The sequence below is a fragment of the Acetobacterium bakii genome (assembly GCF_001263355.1).
Classification (GTDB): Bacteria; Bacillota; Clostridia; order Eubacteriales; family Eubacteriaceae; genus Acetobacterium; species Acetobacterium bakii.
In genome coordinates this window covers 84,480-103,215 of sequence record NZ_LGYO01000044.1, presented here as the reverse complement: position 1 = coordinate 103,215, position 18,736 = coordinate 84,480, and the positions used below count along the sequence as shown (strand labels likewise).

Sequence of the window (18,736 nt, the reverse complement as noted above, 5' to 3'; positions counted from 1 at the left end):
TTGTGATTGGCGACTGCCTTCACGAAAACGATTTTGTAACGTGTAGGCGAACAGTCGACAGACTGTCCGCCGTGCAGTGAAAAATTGTTTCGTGTAAACTGGCAGCGAAGCTCACGGTAGTCTGTAATTAAATAAATATCAATTTAATCGTTAATAATAATTTTTTCGACATATTCCGAGGTGGCGGCGTAAAGAGCCCCCATATAGTCGCACCGCAGACTGACGATATCGCCTATTACATAGTCTATGGGGGCATCGGTTATGTCTAATATCAGATGATCTGAACTATAACTTTCAATTTTAATGCCAGGCAATAAGGGGAATAGATGTTCGGGTTCGGTATCCTGGCGGCCTAGCGCGCAGATGGCCCGACGGCGGATACCATGATCTGCAAAAACCGGAACATCACCAAAGGCATTGCGTCCGATTTCACCAATGGGATAACTGGGCTTGCTGCGAATCTCGATGATTTCAATATCCAGAATAAAGGCATCCTGATGGAGGTAATCGTAGCTGTGAAAATAAGCGGATTCCCGACCAAAGAGAATGACATCGCCCAGACGCAGATTATTGATGTCTACGGGAATGGAAGCATTTTCAATCAGATACCAGGCACTGGAGTTGCCGCCGGATATAATTTCACAGGGAAGCTGATATTTTTCTTCAATCAACTGTTTAACCTTAAAAAAAGCAGGGAAGCTGTCAGGAATGGGAATGGTTGCTCCGACGCAGGTTGCATTGGTGCCAATCCCCCGCAGTTTTATGTTTTTCATGGTTAAAATCTCCTGGATATCGCAATCCAAAACCCTTAAGCTTTCAGAAATCAGGGCATTGATTTCATCGCTGTTCTTCCGACCATCTCCAATAAAATACCCCTCCCGGAGATCGCCAAGGTCCAACATCAGAAGAATTCCATGGGTTTTCCCCTGGGCTTTCGCAGCTAAATTCAATGATCGGATAGTTTTCATTTCACTGTTGAGCGAGAGGTTTGCAAAAGCAACGGTTTCATTACTCTCACTGATCATCGGAATACGAATCAACCACTTTTCACAGGGAAGCATTGCAAGATTTTTCAGGTTTTGTATTCGTGAATCACCAATGGCGGCAGCACCGCCATCTAAAAAAGCCTGAGCAATTTCCACATTGCCACCGGTACATTTGGTAATGGCGGTAACATCAATGCCATAGGTTTTGGCACGGGAAATGATTGCCCGGGTATTTTCAGTAATTTTACGTTTGTTCATTTTTAATCTGGGATACATGGAATGCTCCTTTGCTGTTTTTTCTGGGATACAGTATACCATAAATACAGCCAATTGATCAAAAATTTCATCAAAAACATTGGATAATGGAATGATTCTCATAAAAAAGGTACAAATCATTGACAGTGTATACACCCTTCTTTATAATAATGAGTATGAACGTTACGAGACAAGTGGAAATTCGACCCTTATTGGGACGAGTTTTTTTGTTGTTATAATAGAGAAGAGAATAGATGGAGGAAATATGTCACTATATGAGCACAAGAAAATAGAAGAAAAATGGCAAAAGCATTGGGAAGATAATGAAACCTTTCGAATGGAAGAAAATTCAGATAAAGAAAAATTTTATGGATTGGTGGAATTTCCATATCCATCAGGGGTCGGACTTCATGTTGGCCATGTTCGGGCTTATACCTCACTTGAAGTGATAGCCCGAAAACGCCGGATGGAAGGCTTCAATGTCCTCTTTCCGATTGGCTGGGATGCCTTTGGATTACCAACCGAAAATTACGCTATCCAAACCGGACGTCATCCCCGGGAAGTCACCGACGAAAATATTAAAGTATTTACCCAGCAGTTAAAGCGGATCGGTTACGCCTTTGACTGGGACAAGGAAATAGATACCACGGATCCCAAATATTACAAATGGACCCAATGGATTTTTCTGCAATTGTTTAAACATGGACTGGCTTTCAGAGACCGGACCTATGTTAACTTTTGTAATGGCTGCAAGGTTGTATTGGCCAATGAGGATTTTCGGGATGGACGCTGTGATCGCTGTGGTAGCGAAGTCGTTCAAATGGAAAAAGACGTGTGGTTTTTAAAAATCAGAGAATATGCTGAACAGCTGCTTTCGGGACTGGATGATGTTGACTATCTACCCAGAATTCGTTTGGAACAGGAAAACTGGATTGGTAAATCAGTCGGGGCTGAAGTTGACTTCAGCATCGCCGGTTACGATAAAGCCCTGAGCGTTTTCACAACCCGGCCGGATACTCTTTTTGGGGCAACCTTTATGGTTATCGCACCGGAGCATCCCTTGATTCAAGATCTTAAAGAAGAGATTACCAACATGGAAGCGATTGTTGATTATCAGGATCAGGCTAAGCGAAAAACCGAGTTTGAACGGGTTCAACTGGCCAAGGATAAAACTGGGGTCCGTATTGAAGGCATTCAGGCCATAAATCCTGTGACCCACACCGAAATTCCAATTTTTATTGCGGACTATGTCATGATGGGCTACGGAACCGGAGCCATTATGGCGGTACCGGGGCACGATAACCGGGACTGGGATTTTGCTGTTAAATTTGGATTACCGATTATTGAGGTCATTGAAGGCGGCGACATTACGGTCAGTGCTTATACCGATACCAATACAGGGATATTGGTTAATTCTGGATTTTTGAATGGGCTGGAAGTCAAGGATGCCATCGCCACCACCATTACCTATCTGGAAAAAGAAAACCTCGGCAAAAGAACCATTAATTATAAAATGAAGGACTGGGCTTTTAACCGTCAACGTTACTGGGGGGAACCCATTCCAATTATTCACTGTGAAAAATGCGGAATGGTTCCGGTACCCGAAGAGGAGCTCCCCCTGGAACTGCCGCGGGTAGAAAGTTACGAACCCACCGACACCGGAAAATCGCCCTTATCAAACATTCCCGAGTGGTATCAAACTACCTGCCCGGTTTGTGGCGGATATGCGGAACGGGAAACCGATACCATGCCCCAATGGGCCGGTTCCAGTTGGTACTTTCTGCGCTACTTTGACAATAAGAACAATGAAGCCTTTGCTTCTGAAGAAAAACTCAAATATTGGATGCCGGTGGATTGGTACAACGGCGGCATGGAACATGTCACCCGACATCTGCTTTATTCACGATTCTGGCATCAATTCCTCTTTGATATTGGATGTGTGCCGGTAAGAGAACCTTACGCAAAAAGAACCGCCCAGGGCTTGATTCTCGGCAATGACGGGGAAAAGATGTCCAAGTCTAAGGGCAATGTTGTTAATCCCAATGTTATTATTGACGCCTTTGGTGCGGATACACTAAGAGCCTATATCATGTTTATCGGCGATTACGAAAAAGCCGCTCCGTGGTCTGATAATGGGGCCAAGGGCTGTCGCCGTTTCCTCGATCGTGTCTGGAAACTTCAGGATATGATTGCTGACGGCAAGGGCTATGGCAAGGCTTTAGAATCAGTAGTGCATAAAACCATTAAAAAAGTCGGTGATGATTTTGAGGAAATGAAATACAACACTGCCATTGCCGCCTTGATGACGCTGCTTAATGATATTTACAAAGAAGGCCGAATCACCAGTGACGTGTTAAAAACCTTTATCGAATTGCTTTATCCGGTATGTCCGCATATTACCTCGGAGATCTGGGAAAACCAGGGATTTGAAAAAACCCTGGATGATGCTGACTGGCCAAAATACGATGCTGCGAAAACCATTGATGATGTGGTGGAAATGGCCGTGCAGATCAATGGAAAAGTTCGGGGAACCATTACAATACCTAGGGATGCTGATAAGGAACAGGCAAAAACCATTGCCTTTGAGCAGGAAAATATCCTTGCCCACACCAAGGGAAAAACCATTGTAAAAGAAGTTTATATTCCCGGGAAGATTTTTAATATTGTTGTGAAGTAAATGGCTGAAATGAAAAAGATTCACCTTTATACCGATGGGGGTTGTCGCGGTAACGGCAAAGAAACCGAAAATCTCGGTGCCATTGGGGGCGTATTGATTTACCCTGAAAAAAACATTGAGAAGGAATACAAAAGAGCCTATGAAAACACCACCAATAACCAAATGGAGTTATTGGCGGTGATCGAAGGTCTTAAAATGCTCAAGGAGCCCTGTGAGGTTCATGTTTACAGTGATTCAGCCTATGTGGTCAATGCCTATCTACAGAACTGGATCGGCGGCTGGAAAGCCAAAAACTGGACTCGAGGGAAAGCCGGGGCGCTGAAAAACAAAGAACTGTGGATGGAACTGGATGGACTGGTCAACAGCCATACGGTGACATTTCATAAGGTCAAAGGCCATGCCGAGAATCCCTATAACAACAAAGCGGATTTGCTGGTGAACCAGGCCATGGATGCATACAAAATAAATTAAAAATAAAAAAAAGACTTAAATCCAGTATCTGGATTTAAGTCTTTTTAATTGCCATCGATAATTAAACTAAAAAGCCATCAGAAGACCTTTATCATTGGAGTAATAGCTCGTTAATCCATGCATCGGATAGATATAAATCTCTTCAAGCCCGAAACGTTTTTCCAATAAGTCTTTAACTATTTGCGCTTGACTGGGATTATTGCAATGGGTGATGACCACAGGAAACTGCTTTTGCATCAGGACTTTTTCTTCAACCATATTGGCAAAGTTCGATAAGACTTTTTTAATTCCCCGTACCTTTTCAACCACCTGAATCTGGCCCTTTTCATCTGACCGGCAAATCGGGAAAATTGACAGAGCGGAGGCAACAACTCCGGCAACTCGATTCATGCGGCCGGTTTTAACAAGATTTGAAAAATCCTGGAGGATAAAGCGAAGTTCCAGGGTTTTCTGGTAATCCGTTAATTTTTCGCAAATGGTTTCGAAGTCCATGGTTCCGGCTTTGATAAAGTCCCGGAGCTTCATAATCATTAAAATCATAAAAGGGGAGGTTGATAAAGAATCGAAGAGTCCGATTTTTAAGTCGCTGTTTTCTTCAAGAACCATTTCTCGGGCAACCCGGGCGCTGTTATAGGTGCCACTGAGGCCAGAAGTTATGGTAATAACATAGGTTTCCTGATTTTTGCGTAACTCCGCAGAAAAATCCTCGGGAGAGGGACAGGCTGTCTGCGATGCCGTTTTACATGCCTTCATGGCAGCAACAAATTCTTTGGTATCCAGGGTTTCATCATCTATAAATTCACGATCACCAACAATAATTGTCAAAGGAACAATTGAAAAATCAATGTCATCCTTCTCAAGAAAATTAATGGGTAAATCACAAGAACTATCACTTACTATACGAGATTTCAAATTCGACCTCTTTTCTATATTTATTTTGCAAAGCTTTTAAGTATATAAACAGTAACACGATTGACATTAAAAGTAAATAACAGTTTTAGGATAATTCTGGGGTAATTAATGAAATCAACATTAATTAGTTGCGTTAAGATAAGAAATATCTTTTATTGCAGCTAACCTTTTTAAAACATCTTGGACAATGAGTGTTGTTGAATGACCATAATGCATTTTTCTTAATGTGTTTTTCATGGAGAAACGCTTGATCTCATTGTCTTTTAAACCCTCAATAGCTAGGATGAGCTCGGATGTTGTATTTGTAACTACAGCAGCCCCTTGTTGTTTAAACCATTGGGCATTTTCACCCTCTTGTCCCGGGGTGGGATTGTATAAAATAACAGGTATTTTTTTTACGATCACTTCACTTAAGGTGATACCCCCGGGTTTAGTGACCATCAAATCGCCTATTGAATAAAACTCATGAATGTTCGAAACATACCCGAAGATTTTGGTGTTTAGAAAATTTTCGAGGTCCAGTTCTCTTTGGAGACTACGGTTTTTTCCGCAGATAACAACGGTTTGGAGATCCTTTAAAGCGTCGGTCCGGGTGCAGACTTCATTGATGTCTTTGAGAACACCATAAGTGCCGGCAAAAATGATCAATGTTTTTTTATTTGGATCGAGGCCATATTTTTTCATTAAGTGGAGGCGGTTTTCATGATGATAAAATGCTTCCCGAATCGGGATTCCGGTTTTCAAAATTTGAGAACTGCTGTAACCATTGTTTAAAAGCACTGTTTCCACATTATCACAAGCTACATAGTAGCACTCAGTGTTTTTATGCATCCATGCTTTGGGAATGCAAAAATCGGTAACAACGGAAAAAACCGGAATATCAGGGTAATAATCTTCCTTCATAATCGAAGAAATAGTGTATGGATAGGTATTAACGATGCAATCCGGCTGGAAGTTCTCAATCATGCCAAGCAATGTTTTGTCGGTGAAATGCCAAAGGTTATGAATGAATTTTTCGTGTACGCCTTCCTCCAGATCGTAATACATACGTTGATAAAAACTGCTCCCAATAGTATAGGAAAGAAGATATGATTTTTCAATAAACCGATTAAGTGTAGGGTTGGTTTCATTAAATAAATCCTGTACTGATACTGTATGGCCCATGGCTTCAAAGCCTTCCTTAAGGGATGCTGCTACCATTTTATGACCAGAACCATGGGAACAGGACAAGATGAGAATACGTTTTGGTTGTGACATGATAAACCATCCTTTCTGAAGATTGTAGAGAAGCGGGAACCCCCAATAAATCTACACTTAAATTTTACAGGGAAAATATTAGATTTACATTAGAAAAATTTTATTCCATTGAATCTGCATAAATGAGTGTAAATAAATGAAAGGCTCTTAAATGATTTATTGATTATTACATTATAGCATAATCTTTTTCAGTTGTTTTAAGGATTTAGTTAAAAAGGATTGAAATAATAGGGTTTTACATTTATAATGATCATATCAATACGGAAAGAGGTGTCTAAAATGATTGAATTTGTATATGGTTCAAAAGGAAGCGGCAAAACAAAGAAAATGATCGACTTGGCCAACGCAGATCTTGAAACCTGTAAAGGAGATATCATTTTTATTAATGACAAAGACAAATACGGAGTAACAGTTGATACAAAGATCAGATTTATGAATTTAACAGAGTTTGGAATAAAAGGTACGGCACAGTTATTTGGTTTTATCAGTGGCGTTATTTCAGAAAACTATGATGTAAAAATTGTTTACATCGACAACCTGTTACGTATTATTGATGTTAAAACACCTGAGGATGCCTGTGAGATTGTTGAGAAGATACAAGAAATTAACAAGAAACACGACATTAAATTTGTGTTAAGTATGAGCTGTGACGAATCTGAATTACCACAGTGTGTTAAAAATCTATTATAAATGATGAATCTGGACGATGCAAATGGGTTGAACCATTTGTTTTCGTCCATTTGATCTTTTTCAAGGAAGTCAATGAATAGTCAGCAAACAAAACCTTACCGGGTCTATTCTGTTTGGTTAAAAGAACATTATGGCGAAAAAGTATATAAAATACCGATTAACATACCAGTGACCTGTCCAAATCGCGATGGGACTCTGGGACATGACGGATGTATTTATTGCGGCGAAAAGGGCGGCGGTAATGAAACGCTTTCTGATATGTTATCGATTACAGAACAAATGGAAATTAATGCGAAATACATTGGGAAACGTTACAATGTAAAAAAGTTTATCCCTTATTTTCAAAGTTTTACCAATACCTATTGTGCATTTCCAGATTTCAAACGATGGATAAAAGAATGCATTCGACCTGATGTGGTTGAAATTGCCATTTCCACCCGACCGGACTGTGTGACAGATGAACAGTTATTTTTTTTGCAGGAAATAAAAAAAGAGAACAATATTGAGATAACCATTGAACTGGGGCTGCAGAGTACTAATTCAAATACACTCAAAATTATAAATCGCAGACACACACTGGAAGATTATCTGGATACAATGAAGCGAATTAAACAGGCTAAACTGATGGCATGTACCCATTTAATCCTGGACCTGCCCTGGGATCAGGAAGCAGATGTGGTTAATGGCGCAAAAATTATTTCCGAACAGGGAACCGATTTTGTGAAATGCCATAGTCTTTATATTGAGAAAAATACCGAATTAGCGCGGTGGTATAAAGAAGGAAAAGTGGAACTGCTTACAAAAGAAGCTTACATTCACAGAGCAATTCTGTTTTTGGAAAACCTTTCACCGGATGTGGTTGTCCAGCGACTGATTGGCCGGGCACCTAAAGAGGACAGCATCGTCACAAATTGGGATACCAGCTGGTGGAAAATAAGAGACGAACTTGAAGCTCAAATGACAAATGAAAATTACTGCCAGGGAAGACTGTTCTCTGGTAAAAGATAATAAGAGGTAACTGCCTTGGGAACAAAATATTGGCAAGAATTTCTCATCCCCTATGACCAGGCTGTTGATGAGATTGTACTTAAATTCAATAGTTTAAAAGATCAATATGAAAAATTAGGGGAATATTCTCCCATTGAATCTGTTTATGGACGTGTAAAGAGTGTTTCCAGCATTTTGGAAAAGATTCATAATTATGGTGTCGATATTGAAGCTCTGGAAGATACCATCCAGGATATTGCCGGCATTCGCATTATGTGTCAGTTTGAAGAGGATATTTATGAGGTCGTGGAACTCATAAAAGAACGCGCCCACCGGGATATGGAAATTGTTCGGGTAAAGGATTATCTGAGTGAAGCAAAAGCCAGTGGCTATAAAAGCTATCATCTCATTATTCGTTATCCGGTCTTTTGTGTATCCGGTTTTAAATCTATTCTGGTGGAAATACAAATCCGGACCCTGGCCATGAATTTTTGGTCGATCATTGAACATTCCTTAAACTATAAGTATAAGGAAAACATTCCGGAAGTTGTTAAAAAACGTTTGATCAATGCGGCTAATGCGGTTAATGAAGTGGATCGGGAAATGTCGTCTATCAGAGAAGAAATTCAAAATGCCCAGCGCGTTTTTGGTTTGAAATCAAGCTCAGTAACCAGTATTATTGATAATATCGGGAATTTATACAAACTCAACCAGGGCGAAAAGGCTTCGCGCTATGAGAAAATATTTGATGAGCTTTTTGCTCAGGAAGATATTATTCAGCTTATTCTGCTCAGAAAAGAACTGGAAACTGAAGTGAACAAGCTGGAAGCTGAGGCTTAAGATAAAAAAAGAGGATTGTAGTTATAATAACAATATGATACAATTATTTATTGTAAAAGCATAAAGTATATTAGGAGGTTGTCGATGTCAGGACATTCAAAATGGTCGACCATTAAACACAAAAAAGGAAAAGCTGATGCTAAAAGAGGTCAGATTTTCACAAAAATAGCAAAATATATTGCAGTTGCATCCCGTGAGGGCGGCAGCGATCCGGAAATGAACGCAAAGCTTAAAGAAGCAATTATTAAGGCAAAAGCAGCGAATATGCCAAATGATAATATTGATCGGGCCATTAAAAAAGGTGCGGGAGAATTACAGGGCAGTATTTATGAAGAAATTACCTATGAAGGCTACGGCCCGGGTGGCGTTGCCGTGATCGTTGAAACCCTTACCGATAATAAAAACAGAACTGCCGGGGACGTTCGTCACGCATTTGATAAAAATGGCGGAAACCTTGGAACCAGTGGTTGTGTTGGTTTTTTATTTACGAAAAAGGGACAGATCATGATTGAACAGTCAGCGGATATTGACGAAGAAGAACTCATGATGATCGCACTTGAAGCAGGCGCAGAGGATGTTGAAGTAGCCGATGAGGGCTTTGAAATCAGCACTGAACCTTTTGATTTTGGAGCGGTTTGCGAAGCACTCAGAGGTGCCGGGTATGAGCTTGCCTCAGCCGAGATTGCGATGATTCCAGCCACTGAAACTGAACTGGAACCAGGAGATATTAAAAAAATGCAGCGAATGATTGATATGTTTGATGACAATGAAGACATACAAGAAGTTTGGCATAATTGGATCGGAGCAGAAGATGACCAGTAAACTATTATGGAAAAAAACGAAGGACGTTGCTCTATACCTAGTTTCGGCGATTGTATTTGTGTCCCTCACATCATCTTTTGTTGTGGAAGATGTTTATGCCGCCGCGGACCAAATTTCGATGGAACCACAAGGTATTGCCGAAGTTTACGCAATTAATATCGGAGCAAAAACAAACAGCAACACTCAAGCTGAGGAAGAAAAAACCAGTGAAATTACAACTGAGGATGGTCAGACTATTGTGATTACAGAATATTCTGTTGGCGAAACCAGTGAAGAAATCCTGGAATATCAGCAAATACTCTATACCCTGGGTTTTATGATCAATCAGCCAAGCACCCAGTTCACTGAAGAAGTTCAAACCGCACTAAAAACCTATCAGGCAATGAAAGGTTTGGAAACAACCGGTAAATTTGACCGATCTACTATTATTTCATTGGTAGCCGAAAACATTAAGTTTGAAAAAGGCGATAGCAGTCAGCTGCTGCAAACCTACCAAACAATTTTAGTTAATCAAGGGTATTTAGCAGAATCAGAGGCTAACGGTAACTTTGGCGATACGACCGAAGCTGCGGTCATTGCGTTCCAAAAGGCCAGTGGCTTAACGGAAACCGGTAAGATTGATTCAAATACTTTGAAGGCCCTGGATGCTCTTAGAAAATAAAAAATAGCTTAATTTCGAAACCGTCATTAAGATGACGGTTTTTTTGTTTACAAAATAGTAATAATTGGTATAATCATAGTGTTGTCTAAAAATGAATGACACAGAAAACATACCTGTTAACACGAAAAGAGGAAAAAAGTGAAAGTTGTAACTCCAAAAGAAATGGCGGTTATGGATCGATATGCCATAGCAGCTGGAATAAATAGTATTGATCTAATGGAAAAAGCTGGGAATAAGTGCACTGAGATTATTGAAAAGGATTTGAAAAAGGATTCTCGGGTGGTTATAATCTGCGGGCCTGGAAATAATGGCGGAGACGGCCAGGTTATTAGTCGACTTCTTTTTGGTCAAGGGTATGGCGTAAATGTTTTTTTTACAGAACCCGAGGAAAAATTCTCCGAAGAAAGTCTTATTAACTTAAAACGATTAAGAGAATTAGACGTTCCAATTCGTTTCATTTCAGAAAAAACTGAGTTTGAAGATTTTGATTTAATCTTAAAACGTGCCACCCATCTTGTGGATGCGATTTTTGGAACTGGCTTAACGGAGCAGAAATTTTCAGAAAAATATCATCAGATTTTTGATATTGTTAATGCATTTACCGGGCAAAAGATTGCCATTGATATTCCCTCCGGGTTAAGAGGGGATACTGGGCTCAACCTTGGCAATGGTATATTTGCAGATAAAACCATTGTGATTCAAAATTATAAAACCGGTTGTCTGCTTAATGACGGACCGGATTATACCGGCGATACGGTTCTTATTGATATTGGTATAGATGAAAACAGTATTCCAAACGATAAATATTACACTCGGGAATCTGATCTTTCTTTTCCCACGAAGCGAAAAAAGAATACCCATAAATTTGATTATGGTTCCGTGGTTGTGATTGCCGGTTCAAAGGGAATGAGCGGTGCAGGAATTCTCGCGGTTGAAGGCGCATTGAAAAGCGGCGGTGGCCTGGTGACCTGTTATGTGCCTCAGGACATCTATCTTCCAGTGGTGGCGAGAGCCCCTGTGGAAGCATTGATTAAAACCTATGACTGTAATATTACCGCTGAGAACATCGAAAAAGACCGAAAAAAAGTAATTCTTATTGGACCTGGTCTCGGCCGGGCCAAAAACTACAGTTTTATTCTGGAACATATATTACAGGGATCCTTGCCGGTGGTGATTGATGCCGATGGAATTCATCATTTATCCCTTGTTATGGATACCCTGAAATCCTCCAAGACGCCGGTTGTCATTACTCCGCATTTTGGTGAATTTTCGCGGCTGATTGGCGTTCCCCGAGAGGAAATCCTTCAGGATCCCCTGGGCTACGGACAAAAGTTTGCCACCGAATACCAGGTGGTATTAGTTCTTAAAGGTTATCGTACCATGATTTTTGGAACCAACGGCGAAATCTGGTTTAATTCCACAGGAAACCCGGGAATGGCAACCGGCGGAAGCGGTGATGTCCTGGCAGGAATGATTGCCGGGATTGCCGGTCAGAATGTGGAAATATTCGAAGCCGCAAAAGCGGGAGTATACTACCATGGAAAAGCCGGAGATTACTATGCCGAGGCCTTTGGACAATCTACTCTGACGGCTCGAAGCATTACTGAATCGCTGAAGTATGTGCTTAAATAGACATAAAGCTTGGAGAAAAAATGGATAATTTTACACACAATATAGACATCATATTATCATATGAGCCACATAAATATATAATCAGCAATCCGATAAAAAAAGAAGAAAAATTCAGCAGAATGATCATTAATTTAAAAAATGAATTTTATCATGTTGAACAATTTTCGAAAGACAAAGTTTATCATGAAAATATCCCCAAAAAGGATATAAAAACCTTTATTACTGGCATTATGGAGAATAATTACAAGCAATTAAATGCCTGGAATGAAGACTATGAATTAATGATCCGAATATCTAAAAAGGGTAAATGTTTATTTTCAAAAGTCAGGAATAAAAATATCCAACCCCTAGCCATGGACCATAATCGCAGGAAAAATTATATTTTGCCGGAAGGAACCCTTATTCAACCACTGGTGGACATGGGGATATTTACCCAATCCGGGACGGTGGTTAAGGCAATGTATGATAAATACAAACAGATCAATCGCTTTATCGAAATCATTGATGATGCCATTAAAGATCTGGATATTGATGATTTTACAATCATCGATTTTGGCTGTGGTAAATCTTATTTTACCTTTGTATTGTACTATTATTTCCGGGTGATTCGAAAGATTAATGTAACCATAATCGGTTTGGATTTAAAAGTAGATGTGATTGCGAAATGCAATGAAACCGCAGAAAAATACGGATATGAACAGTTGCACTTTGAATTAGGTGATATCAATGGTTATCAGTGTAATTTTCCGGTTGATATGGTGATTACCCTCCACGCCTGTGATACCGCAACGGATTATGCTCTTTTTAATGCCATCGAGTGGGAAGCGAAAATGATTTTTTCTGTTCCCTGCTGTCAACATGAATTAAATGGGCAAATTGAAAGCGATAAGCTATCCTTATTGACCCACTATGGTATCATTAAAGAACGAACAGCTGCATTGATGACTGATGCCATAAGAGGGCATTTACTGGAGTATTGCGGGTATAAAACCCAGCTATTGGAATTTATTGATTTTGACCACACGCCTAAGAATATTTTAATCCGTGGAATCAAAAAGAACATTCCAGTAGCCGTGAAAAACAAACGCCTGGAAGAGGTCCGAAATATTATCAGGGAATTTGGTTTAAACCCAACATTATATCAGCTATTGCAGGAAAACAAATATTTTGACTGATCAGATGTAGGGCCATTCATTCGTCCTTAATTTTATAATGTTAAATAAAAGAGCATGTTCAAAATACTTGAAAAAAGTTTTTGAACATGCTCTTATAAATTTTTTGTATTGTTAAATCATTAAGACTCTTCGGTTAAAGTAACAGTCTTTTGCTTTTTATTGCTGATGACTTTAGCGGCAAAGACTAAAACAATGGCAGAAATATTAATGATCAGCGTAATCAAAAATGCCAAATTATAGGTGCCGCCACTGGACTCAACAGCGTATGATGCTATTTTAGGTCCGATAACCGCGCCGATGGACAAGCCCGTCATAACAACGCCGTAATTCATAGCCAGGAACTTCATTCCAAAATTATCAGCGGTCAGTGAAGGGAACAGACCAAATACGCCGCCATAACTTGCCGCGATCAGACAAATACCAGCCATAAACAGGGATAAACTGGATGTGCTGTATAAAATCAGCAAGCCAATACCACTGGTTGTGAACATAATCATCAAAGTATTATAGCGGCCAAATTTATCGGAAATCATACCCCAGGCTACTCTTCCTACAGCATTGGCCAGTCCCAGAAATCCGACAGCAAAGGCTGCCTGCTCAGGAGTCAGTCCAACCTGGACCTGTCCGATGGGGGAGGCCTGGCTGATAATCATCAGACCAGAGATGCAGCCTAGCACCATCAACAGCCAAATAATATAAAAATCCAGGCTTGTCAGCATATCTTTTGTTGGAATATCCCGGAATTTAGCCAAAGTGACTATTTTTTCATCAGATATTTTCAGAGCTTCAGGAGGCGATTTCAAAAATAAGCCTAGGATTATAATAATTCCTCCGAACAAAAGTCCTAAAATCTGAAAAGCATTTAAAACACCATACAGGGTAATGAACTTTACTGCTAAAGGAGCAAATATCAGGGATCCGGCGCCGAAACCGCCGGCCGATAAACCGCCTGCCAGACCTTTTTTATCGGGAAACCATTTGACGGTATTAGCTACGGTACAGGAATAAATTAAACCAATGCCGCTTCCGGCAATAATGCCATAGGTGATATATAAGGTGTATACATTGACGGTCAAACCGGTTAAATAAAGACCCAATGCGAAAACAACGCCGCCAAATAAAACGACTGGCTTAACCGAAAATTTCTTCACCAAAATTCCTGAAAAAATCATAGCAATGGGAAGCACAAAAAGATTGACGGTGAAAGCCATCGATGTTTGAGATGCTGTCCAACCGAATTCGGTCATCAGGGGTTTTTGAAAAACACTCCAGGCATACGCAAAACCAATACACAAATTAATTGCAACGCTGATGGCTAAGATCAGCCATCTTTTTTTATCATAGGTTGCTACATTATTATTTTTCATTATTTTTCCAATCATCAATATTTATGATATCCGCCTCAGTAAGGTCTATTATTTCAGTGACTGTAACACCGGGTGCCAGTTCATCAAGGATTATTCCTTCACCAGTAACCGAAAAAACGGCCTTGTCAGTGATAATCATGTCTACCACATGAGCTCCGGTAAGGGGAAGAGCACATTGCTTCTTAATTTTTGAGTGACCATATTTATCCGTATGTGTTAAAGCGGCAATGACTTTTTTACAGCCATACAAGAGATCCATTGCGCCACCCATACCGCTTAAACATTTCCCGGGGATTTTCCAACTGGCCAGATTACCGTGTTGATCGACTTCCAACGCTCCAAGAACGGTCATATCAATATGACCGCCTCTGATCATGGCAAATGAGGCATTGATATCAAAAAGAGATCCACCGGGAAGCATGGTGATCGGCTCAGTTCCGGCATTGGATAAATCTGGGTTGCTCATACCTCGCTGGGGTTTTGGACCAAAAAGCAAGGCTCCATTTTCGGATTGAAGAAATACTTCAACACCTTCTGGAATATAATCAGCTGAAAGGGTTGGAATGCCAATTCCAAGATTGGCATACATCCCGTTCTTAAATTCTTTTCCAATTCGTTGTGCGATATAATTTTTTGGCATTTAACACACCTCCTATAATTTGTTTGTGGCAATCCAAAGTGCTTCATAAATTTCCTGGCGTTTTTTGCTGGAATGTCCGGGAACAATGTAATCAACATAAATGCCTGGAGTCCCCACCTGCTCAGGTAGGATATCGCCAATCTCAACAAGTTCATCCACTTCTGCGATTACGAGATCTGCCGCAGTAGCCATTACAGGATTCGAACTGTAAATTCCACTGTATTGTAGGTTACCGAGACTGTCGGCACGATAAGCTTTAACAATCGCAATTTCGGCCCGGATTGGTTTGTGAAGAAGAAAGTCATTGCCATCGATTGTGATTTTCTCGGCCATTTTTTCAACTTCAGTACCCAGGCCAACAGGGGTTACAACAGCCCCCAGACCGGCGCCTCCAGCTCGGACCCGTTCAACAAAGGTTCCCATAGGGGATAAATCCATTTCGATTTCATTATTCACAATTTGGCTAATAAGATTTGGATCAGTTCCCACGTGAGAACAAATGATTTTTTTTATTTGTCTATTTAGAATTAATTTTCCAATATCCACACCACCGCCACGGTAACCGGCACCGATGGTAATTAGCGTAATTTCTTTAATGTCGCTTTCAGCAAGCTGATCAATCATAAGTAATGGGACAGCAGCTCCTAAAAATCCACCAATCATAACAGTCGACCCGTTTTTTATCATCTTTACAGCTTCTTCAGGTCTAATTTGTTTTGTCATGACTTCTCCTTGTTTTAATTTATTCAATAGCTGTTTTGTAAAAAGAAGCACCTTATTTATGGGATAGCACATATCATCATCCCTTACGATATGCGTTTTTTTAATAAGAAGTTTTACAAACCAGGTAAAGTCAAGTAGAATCATATACAAGATATGATTTTAATATACAACAATTCCCCCATCTGAAAAAATAAATGGGGGAAAATGTGTATATGCCTCGAAATTATACCACACATCCAAAATTGTGTCAAATGGTTTGAATGATAAAAATTCACTATTGATTAAAGATGGTGAGTCAGCCAGAGTGAAGGCTTTGAAGCATTAAGGTCTTAGTAATTAACATATATTTACTATAAAAGCACAAGATTGTACAGTTATATTATTACAAAATTGCGTTTTATTAGACAAATATATATTAATTGTTGTGCGGATATGATATTATAATCACAAAGAAAATACGATAAAGAAGGTCTGAAATGTATTGTTCGATCATAGGTTTGCTATTAAAATCAAAAGAGTTAACTCCGGTAGAATATAAACGTGTCCATGAAAAGTTGAAAAATATCCTTAAGCGAATTAATATTGATTATAAAGAAAATATAGTTGCCAAATTCACAATTACCGTTGATGGTGAATTTCTGGGGATGTTCAGTGCATCATGGATTTCCGTTGAAATTATTGAATTGATTAAAAAAGAGATATTCCCGCATCCTGTTAATTTTGGTGTGGGATTAAGCTCTATTGATGCAAAAAAAAATACTGAAAAAGAGGTAGAAGCAAGCAGTCCTGCATATTCCTATGCTCGAGAAGCCCTATTAAAAGAAACGCCAAATATGGACCAAACCTATTTTTCGGTTTTCTATAAAACCGGTAAAAATGACGAAGAACTTATTAATGCATTGTTTCGTTCCATTAATTTATTGAACAAAGGATGGACTGTGAAACAACGGGAAATTGTTTGGAAAATGGTTGAAATGAAGGAACAGCAAAATTTGATTGCAGTCGAGTTTGGATTAAATCCTTCTACGGTTACACGTCATCTTAAGGCAGCTCATTATTCTGATTATCAAGAACTTTTAAAAGCGTTGAAGTCCTATTTTCAGAAAGAATATGATTTTATTGTTGGGAAAAATAGCATTGAACAGGCCACAAGCTACTACAACACCGGAATTTATCTGATGAGTCAGTTTGACTTTAAGCAGGCACTTGAAAATTTGTATCAAGCATTGGAGATCAGAGAGAATGAATTGGGGTCCTATCATCTTGATACAGCCAGTGTTTATCATAATATCGGGGTGTGTTATATGTCAGGTGGTTTCATTGATCAAGCTCAAAAATCATTTCTGAAGACATTGGAAATTGAAGAAAAGGTTTTAGGCACAAATCATCCCGAAACCGGGGCTGGCTATGACAATATGGGGAAGGTGTTTTTAGTAAAAGGTGAAAGTGACCAGGCCCTTTCTTATTTTCAAAAGGCCTTGGAAATAAAAGAAAACGAGTTGGGTGTAGAGCATCTTGAAACTGCCACAAGCTATGAAAACATGGGGAATGCCTATTTGTTAAAGGCTAATAGTGACCAGACCCTTTTTTATTATGAAAAAGCGTTGGGAATATATCTGAAAATTTTAGGTTCAAAACATACTCGAATTGCTACTATTTATAATAACATGGGGAATGCCTATTTGAAACAAGGCGATAGTGAAGCAGCATTTGAATATTTGCAGAAGGCATTGGGACTAAGGGAAAAGACATTGGGAACCAAACACCCGGACACCGCGACATCCTATAATAATATGGGAGAGGTGTATCAGGTTAAAGGTGATAGCGATAAAGCTCTAAAGTTTTACCATAAGGCATTAGAAATTAAAGAGAAATTTTTGGGATCTAAACACCTGGAAACGGGTGCCATCTATCACAATATCGGAGTTGTAAGCCAAACCAGAGGGGATCATGACCAGGCCCTTTCATACTATCAAAAGGCACTTGATATAAGAATGAAAGTATTGGGGATGAATAATCCGGATACCGCTAACACCTATCAAAATATGGGTAATACATACTCTGCTAAAGGCGAGGTGGAGCAAGCCCTTGCGTGCTTGGAAAAATCATTGGAAATCAGAGAAATGGTCCAGGGCAGAGATCACCCCCATACCGCCACTATTTATCATAATATGGGGTATGCTTATTTGATTAAAGGTGAGCATGATCAGGCCCTCACATATTATCAAAAATCCTTAATCATTCGAGAAAAAGTATTGGGTCCGGATCATCCTCATACTGCAAATACCTTTAATAACATCGGCATTGTATATTCATTAAAAGGTCAGGATAAGGAAGCCATCGAATATTATCAGAAGGCTTTAGCGATTCGGGAAAAAGTTTTGGAATCTCAAAATATCGATATTGCCTCTTCCTATGATAGCATTGGCGGTGCATACGTGCTTAAAGGCGACCATGACACCGCATTGAATTATTATAATAAGGCTTTAGCCATCTATAAATTCAATCGGTCACCGCGCACCAGAAATATCTATGAGAAAATTGCGAAAATATTTCAGCAAAAGAGAAACTTCGAAGAAGCCTCAGAATATTTACAGCTGGCAATAAATTCCGATTTTTAAAGAATAACAATATAATCCAA

The 18,736-nt window shown here is 39.7% G+C and carries 16 protein-coding genes; 10 read left to right on the top strand and 6 right to left on the bottom strand.

What is annotated here, in order from left to right; genetic code table 11:
• Positions 1–143 precede the first annotated feature (143 nt).
• Positions 144–1,364: an alanine/ornithine racemase family PLP-dependent enzyme gene (locus tag AKG39_RS15975; protein WP_242852639.1), complete on the bottom strand. Its 1,221-nt coding sequence runs from the start codon at positions 1,362–1,364 to the stop codon at positions 144–146.
• A gap of 142 nt (positions 1,365–1,506) precedes the next feature.
• On the opposite strand from AKG39_RS15975, the gene leuS reads away from it, so the two are divergent.
• Both leuS and AKG39_RS15965 read left to right on the top strand, forming a co-directional pair.
• Positions 1,507–3,918, top strand: a complete 2,412-nt coding sequence (leuS, locus tag AKG39_RS15970; RefSeq protein ID WP_050741404.1) for a leucine--tRNA ligase — start codon at positions 1,507–1,509, stop codon at positions 3,916–3,918.
• A 9-nt stretch (positions 3,919–3,927) separates the two neighbouring features.
• A complete protein-coding gene (locus AKG39_RS15965; protein ID WP_050741411.1) occupies positions 3,928–4,389 on the top strand; it encodes a ribonuclease H family protein in 462 nt (153 codons plus the stop codon).
• A 66-nt stretch (positions 4,390–4,455) separates the two neighbouring features.
• On the opposite strand, the gene AKG39_RS15960 is transcribed toward AKG39_RS15965, so the two are convergent.
• Both AKG39_RS15960 and AKG39_RS15955 read right to left on the bottom strand, forming a co-directional pair.
• On the bottom strand, positions 4,456–5,301 hold the full coding sequence (locus tag AKG39_RS15960; protein ID WP_050741403.1) for a DegV family protein: 846 nt from the start codon (positions 5,299–5,301) through the stop codon (positions 4,456–4,458).
• 120 nt (positions 5,302–5,421) lie between these two features.
• A complete protein-coding gene (locus tag AKG39_RS15955; RefSeq protein WP_050741402.1) occupies positions 5,422–6,558 on the bottom strand; it encodes an MGDG synthase family glycosyltransferase in 1,137 nt (378 codons plus the stop codon).
• Between the two features lie 279 nt (positions 6,559–6,837).
• On the opposite strand from AKG39_RS15955, the gene AKG39_RS15950 reads away from it, so the two are divergent.
• The 7 genes from AKG39_RS15950 (at position 6,838) to AKG39_RS15920 (ending at position 13,365) form a co-directional block, all read left to right on the top strand.
• On the top strand, positions 6,838–7,248 hold the full coding sequence (locus tag AKG39_RS15950) for a hypothetical protein (protein ID WP_050741401.1): 411 nt from the start codon (positions 6,838–6,840) through the stop codon (positions 7,246–7,248).
• A 72-nt stretch (positions 7,249–7,320) separates the two neighbouring features.
• The gene (gene mnmL / locus AKG39_RS15945) at positions 7,321–8,256 is read left to right on the top strand and encodes a tRNA modification radical SAM protein MnmL/YtqA (protein WP_050741400.1); all 936 of its coding nucleotides are present in this window, start codon (positions 7,321–7,323) and stop codon (positions 8,254–8,256) included.
• 15 nt (positions 8,257–8,271) lie between these two features.
• Positions 8,272–9,075 (top strand): GTP pyrophosphokinase, encoded by an 804-nt coding sequence (locus AKG39_RS15940; RefSeq protein ID WP_050741399.1) that lies wholly within the window; start codon positions 8,272–8,274, stop codon positions 9,073–9,075.
• 84 nt (positions 9,076–9,159) lie between these two features.
• Positions 9,160–9,897, top strand: coding sequence for a YebC/PmpR family DNA-binding transcriptional regulator (locus AKG39_RS15935; protein ID WP_050741398.1), 738 nt, complete (start codon positions 9,160–9,162; stop codon positions 9,895–9,897).
• A complete protein-coding gene (locus tag AKG39_RS15930; protein WP_050741397.1) occupies positions 9,887–10,558 on the top strand; it encodes a peptidoglycan-binding domain-containing protein in 672 nt (223 codons plus the stop codon). Before AKG39_RS15935 ends, AKG39_RS15930 begins: the two co-directional genes overlap by 11 nt.
• 138 nt (positions 10,559–10,696) lie before the next feature.
• Positions 10,697–12,190, top strand: a complete 1,494-nt coding sequence (locus AKG39_RS15925) for a bifunctional ADP-dependent NAD(P)H-hydrate dehydratase/NAD(P)H-hydrate epimerase (RefSeq protein WP_050741396.1) — start codon at positions 10,697–10,699, stop codon at positions 12,188–12,190.
• A 20-nt stretch (positions 12,191–12,210) separates the two neighbouring features.
• A complete protein-coding gene (locus tag AKG39_RS15920) occupies positions 12,211–13,365 on the top strand; it encodes a class I SAM-dependent methyltransferase (protein ID WP_050741395.1) in 1,155 nt (384 codons plus the stop codon).
• Positions 13,366–13,484: 119 nt separating this feature from the next.
• Here the strand turns inward: AKG39_RS15920 and AKG39_RS15915 are convergent, their stop codons facing one another.
• Genes AKG39_RS15915 through AKG39_RS15905 form a run of 3 tightly spaced genes read right to left on the bottom strand, consistent with a single transcriptional unit; the run spans position 13,485 to position 16,095 of the window.
• Entirely contained in the window at positions 13,485–14,732 is a 1,248-nt protein-coding gene (locus AKG39_RS15915) for an L-lactate MFS transporter (RefSeq protein WP_160316207.1), read from the bottom strand.
• The gene (locus AKG39_RS15910; RefSeq protein ID WP_050741393.1) at positions 14,722–15,372 is read right to left on the bottom strand and encodes a 3-oxoacid CoA-transferase subunit B; all 651 of its coding nucleotides are present in this window, start codon (positions 15,370–15,372) and stop codon (positions 14,722–14,724) included. The genes AKG39_RS15915 and AKG39_RS15910 overlap by 11 nt, the downstream gene beginning before the upstream one ends.
• Before the next feature lie 12 nt (positions 15,373–15,384).
• Complete coding sequence (locus tag AKG39_RS15905) at positions 15,385–16,095, bottom strand: CoA transferase subunit A (RefSeq protein WP_050741410.1); 711 nt, start codon at positions 16,093–16,095, stop codon at positions 15,385–15,387.
• A gap of 476 nt (positions 16,096–16,571) precedes the next feature.
• On the opposite strand from AKG39_RS15905, the gene AKG39_RS15900 reads away from it, so the two are divergent.
• Entirely contained in the window at positions 16,572–18,716 is a 2,145-nt protein-coding gene (locus tag AKG39_RS15900; protein WP_050741392.1) for a SatD family protein, read from the top strand.
• Positions 18,717–18,736 lie beyond the last annotated feature (20 nt).

What these genes read in the sequence shown, in the direction of transcription:
- AKG39_RS15975 (WP_242852639.1), bottom strand. Translation starts at nt 1,364, where the DNA reads ATGAGAATCATTCCATTATCCAATGTTTTTGATGAAATTTTTGATCAA.
- leuS (WP_050741404.1), top strand. Translation starts at nt 1,507, where the DNA reads ATGTCACTATATGAGCACAAGAAAATAGAAGAAAAATGGCAAAAGCAT.
- AKG39_RS15965 (WP_050741411.1), top strand. Translation starts at nt 3,928, where the DNA reads ATGAAAAAGATTCACCTTTATACCGATGGGGGTTGTCGCGGTAACGGC.
- AKG39_RS15955 (WP_050741402.1), bottom strand. Translation starts at nt 6,558, where the DNA reads ATGTCACAACCAAAACGTATTCTCATCTTGTCCTGTTCCCATGGTTCT.
- AKG39_RS15950 (WP_050741401.1), top strand. Translation starts at nt 6,838, where the DNA reads ATGATTGAATTTGTATATGGTTCAAAAGGAAGCGGCAAAACAAAGAAA.
- mnmL (WP_050741400.1), top strand. Translation starts at nt 7,321, where the DNA reads ATGAATAGTCAGCAAACAAAACCTTACCGGGTCTATTCTGTTTGGTTA.
- AKG39_RS15935 (WP_050741398.1), top strand. Translation starts at nt 9,160, where the DNA reads ATGTCAGGACATTCAAAATGGTCGACCATTAAACACAAAAAAGGAAAA.
- AKG39_RS15930 (WP_050741397.1), top strand. Translation starts at nt 9,887, where the DNA reads ATGACCAGTAAACTATTATGGAAAAAAACGAAGGACGTTGCTCTATAC.
- AKG39_RS15920 (WP_050741395.1), top strand. Translation starts at nt 12,211, where the DNA reads ATGGATAATTTTACACACAATATAGACATCATATTATCATATGAGCCA.
- AKG39_RS15915 (WP_160316207.1), bottom strand. Translation starts at nt 14,732, where the DNA reads ATGAAAAATAATAATGTAGCAACCTATGATAAAAAAAGATGGCTGATC.
- AKG39_RS15910 (WP_050741393.1), bottom strand. Translation starts at nt 15,372, where the DNA reads ATGCCAAAAAATTATATCGCACAACGAATTGGAAAAGAATTTAAGAAC.
- AKG39_RS15905 (WP_050741410.1), bottom strand. Translation starts at nt 16,095, where the DNA reads ATGACAAAACAAATTAGACCTGAAGAAGCTGTAAAGATGATAAAAAAC.
- AKG39_RS15900 (WP_050741392.1), top strand. Translation starts at nt 16,572, where the DNA reads ATGTATTGTTCGATCATAGGTTTGCTATTAAAATCAAAAGAGTTAACT.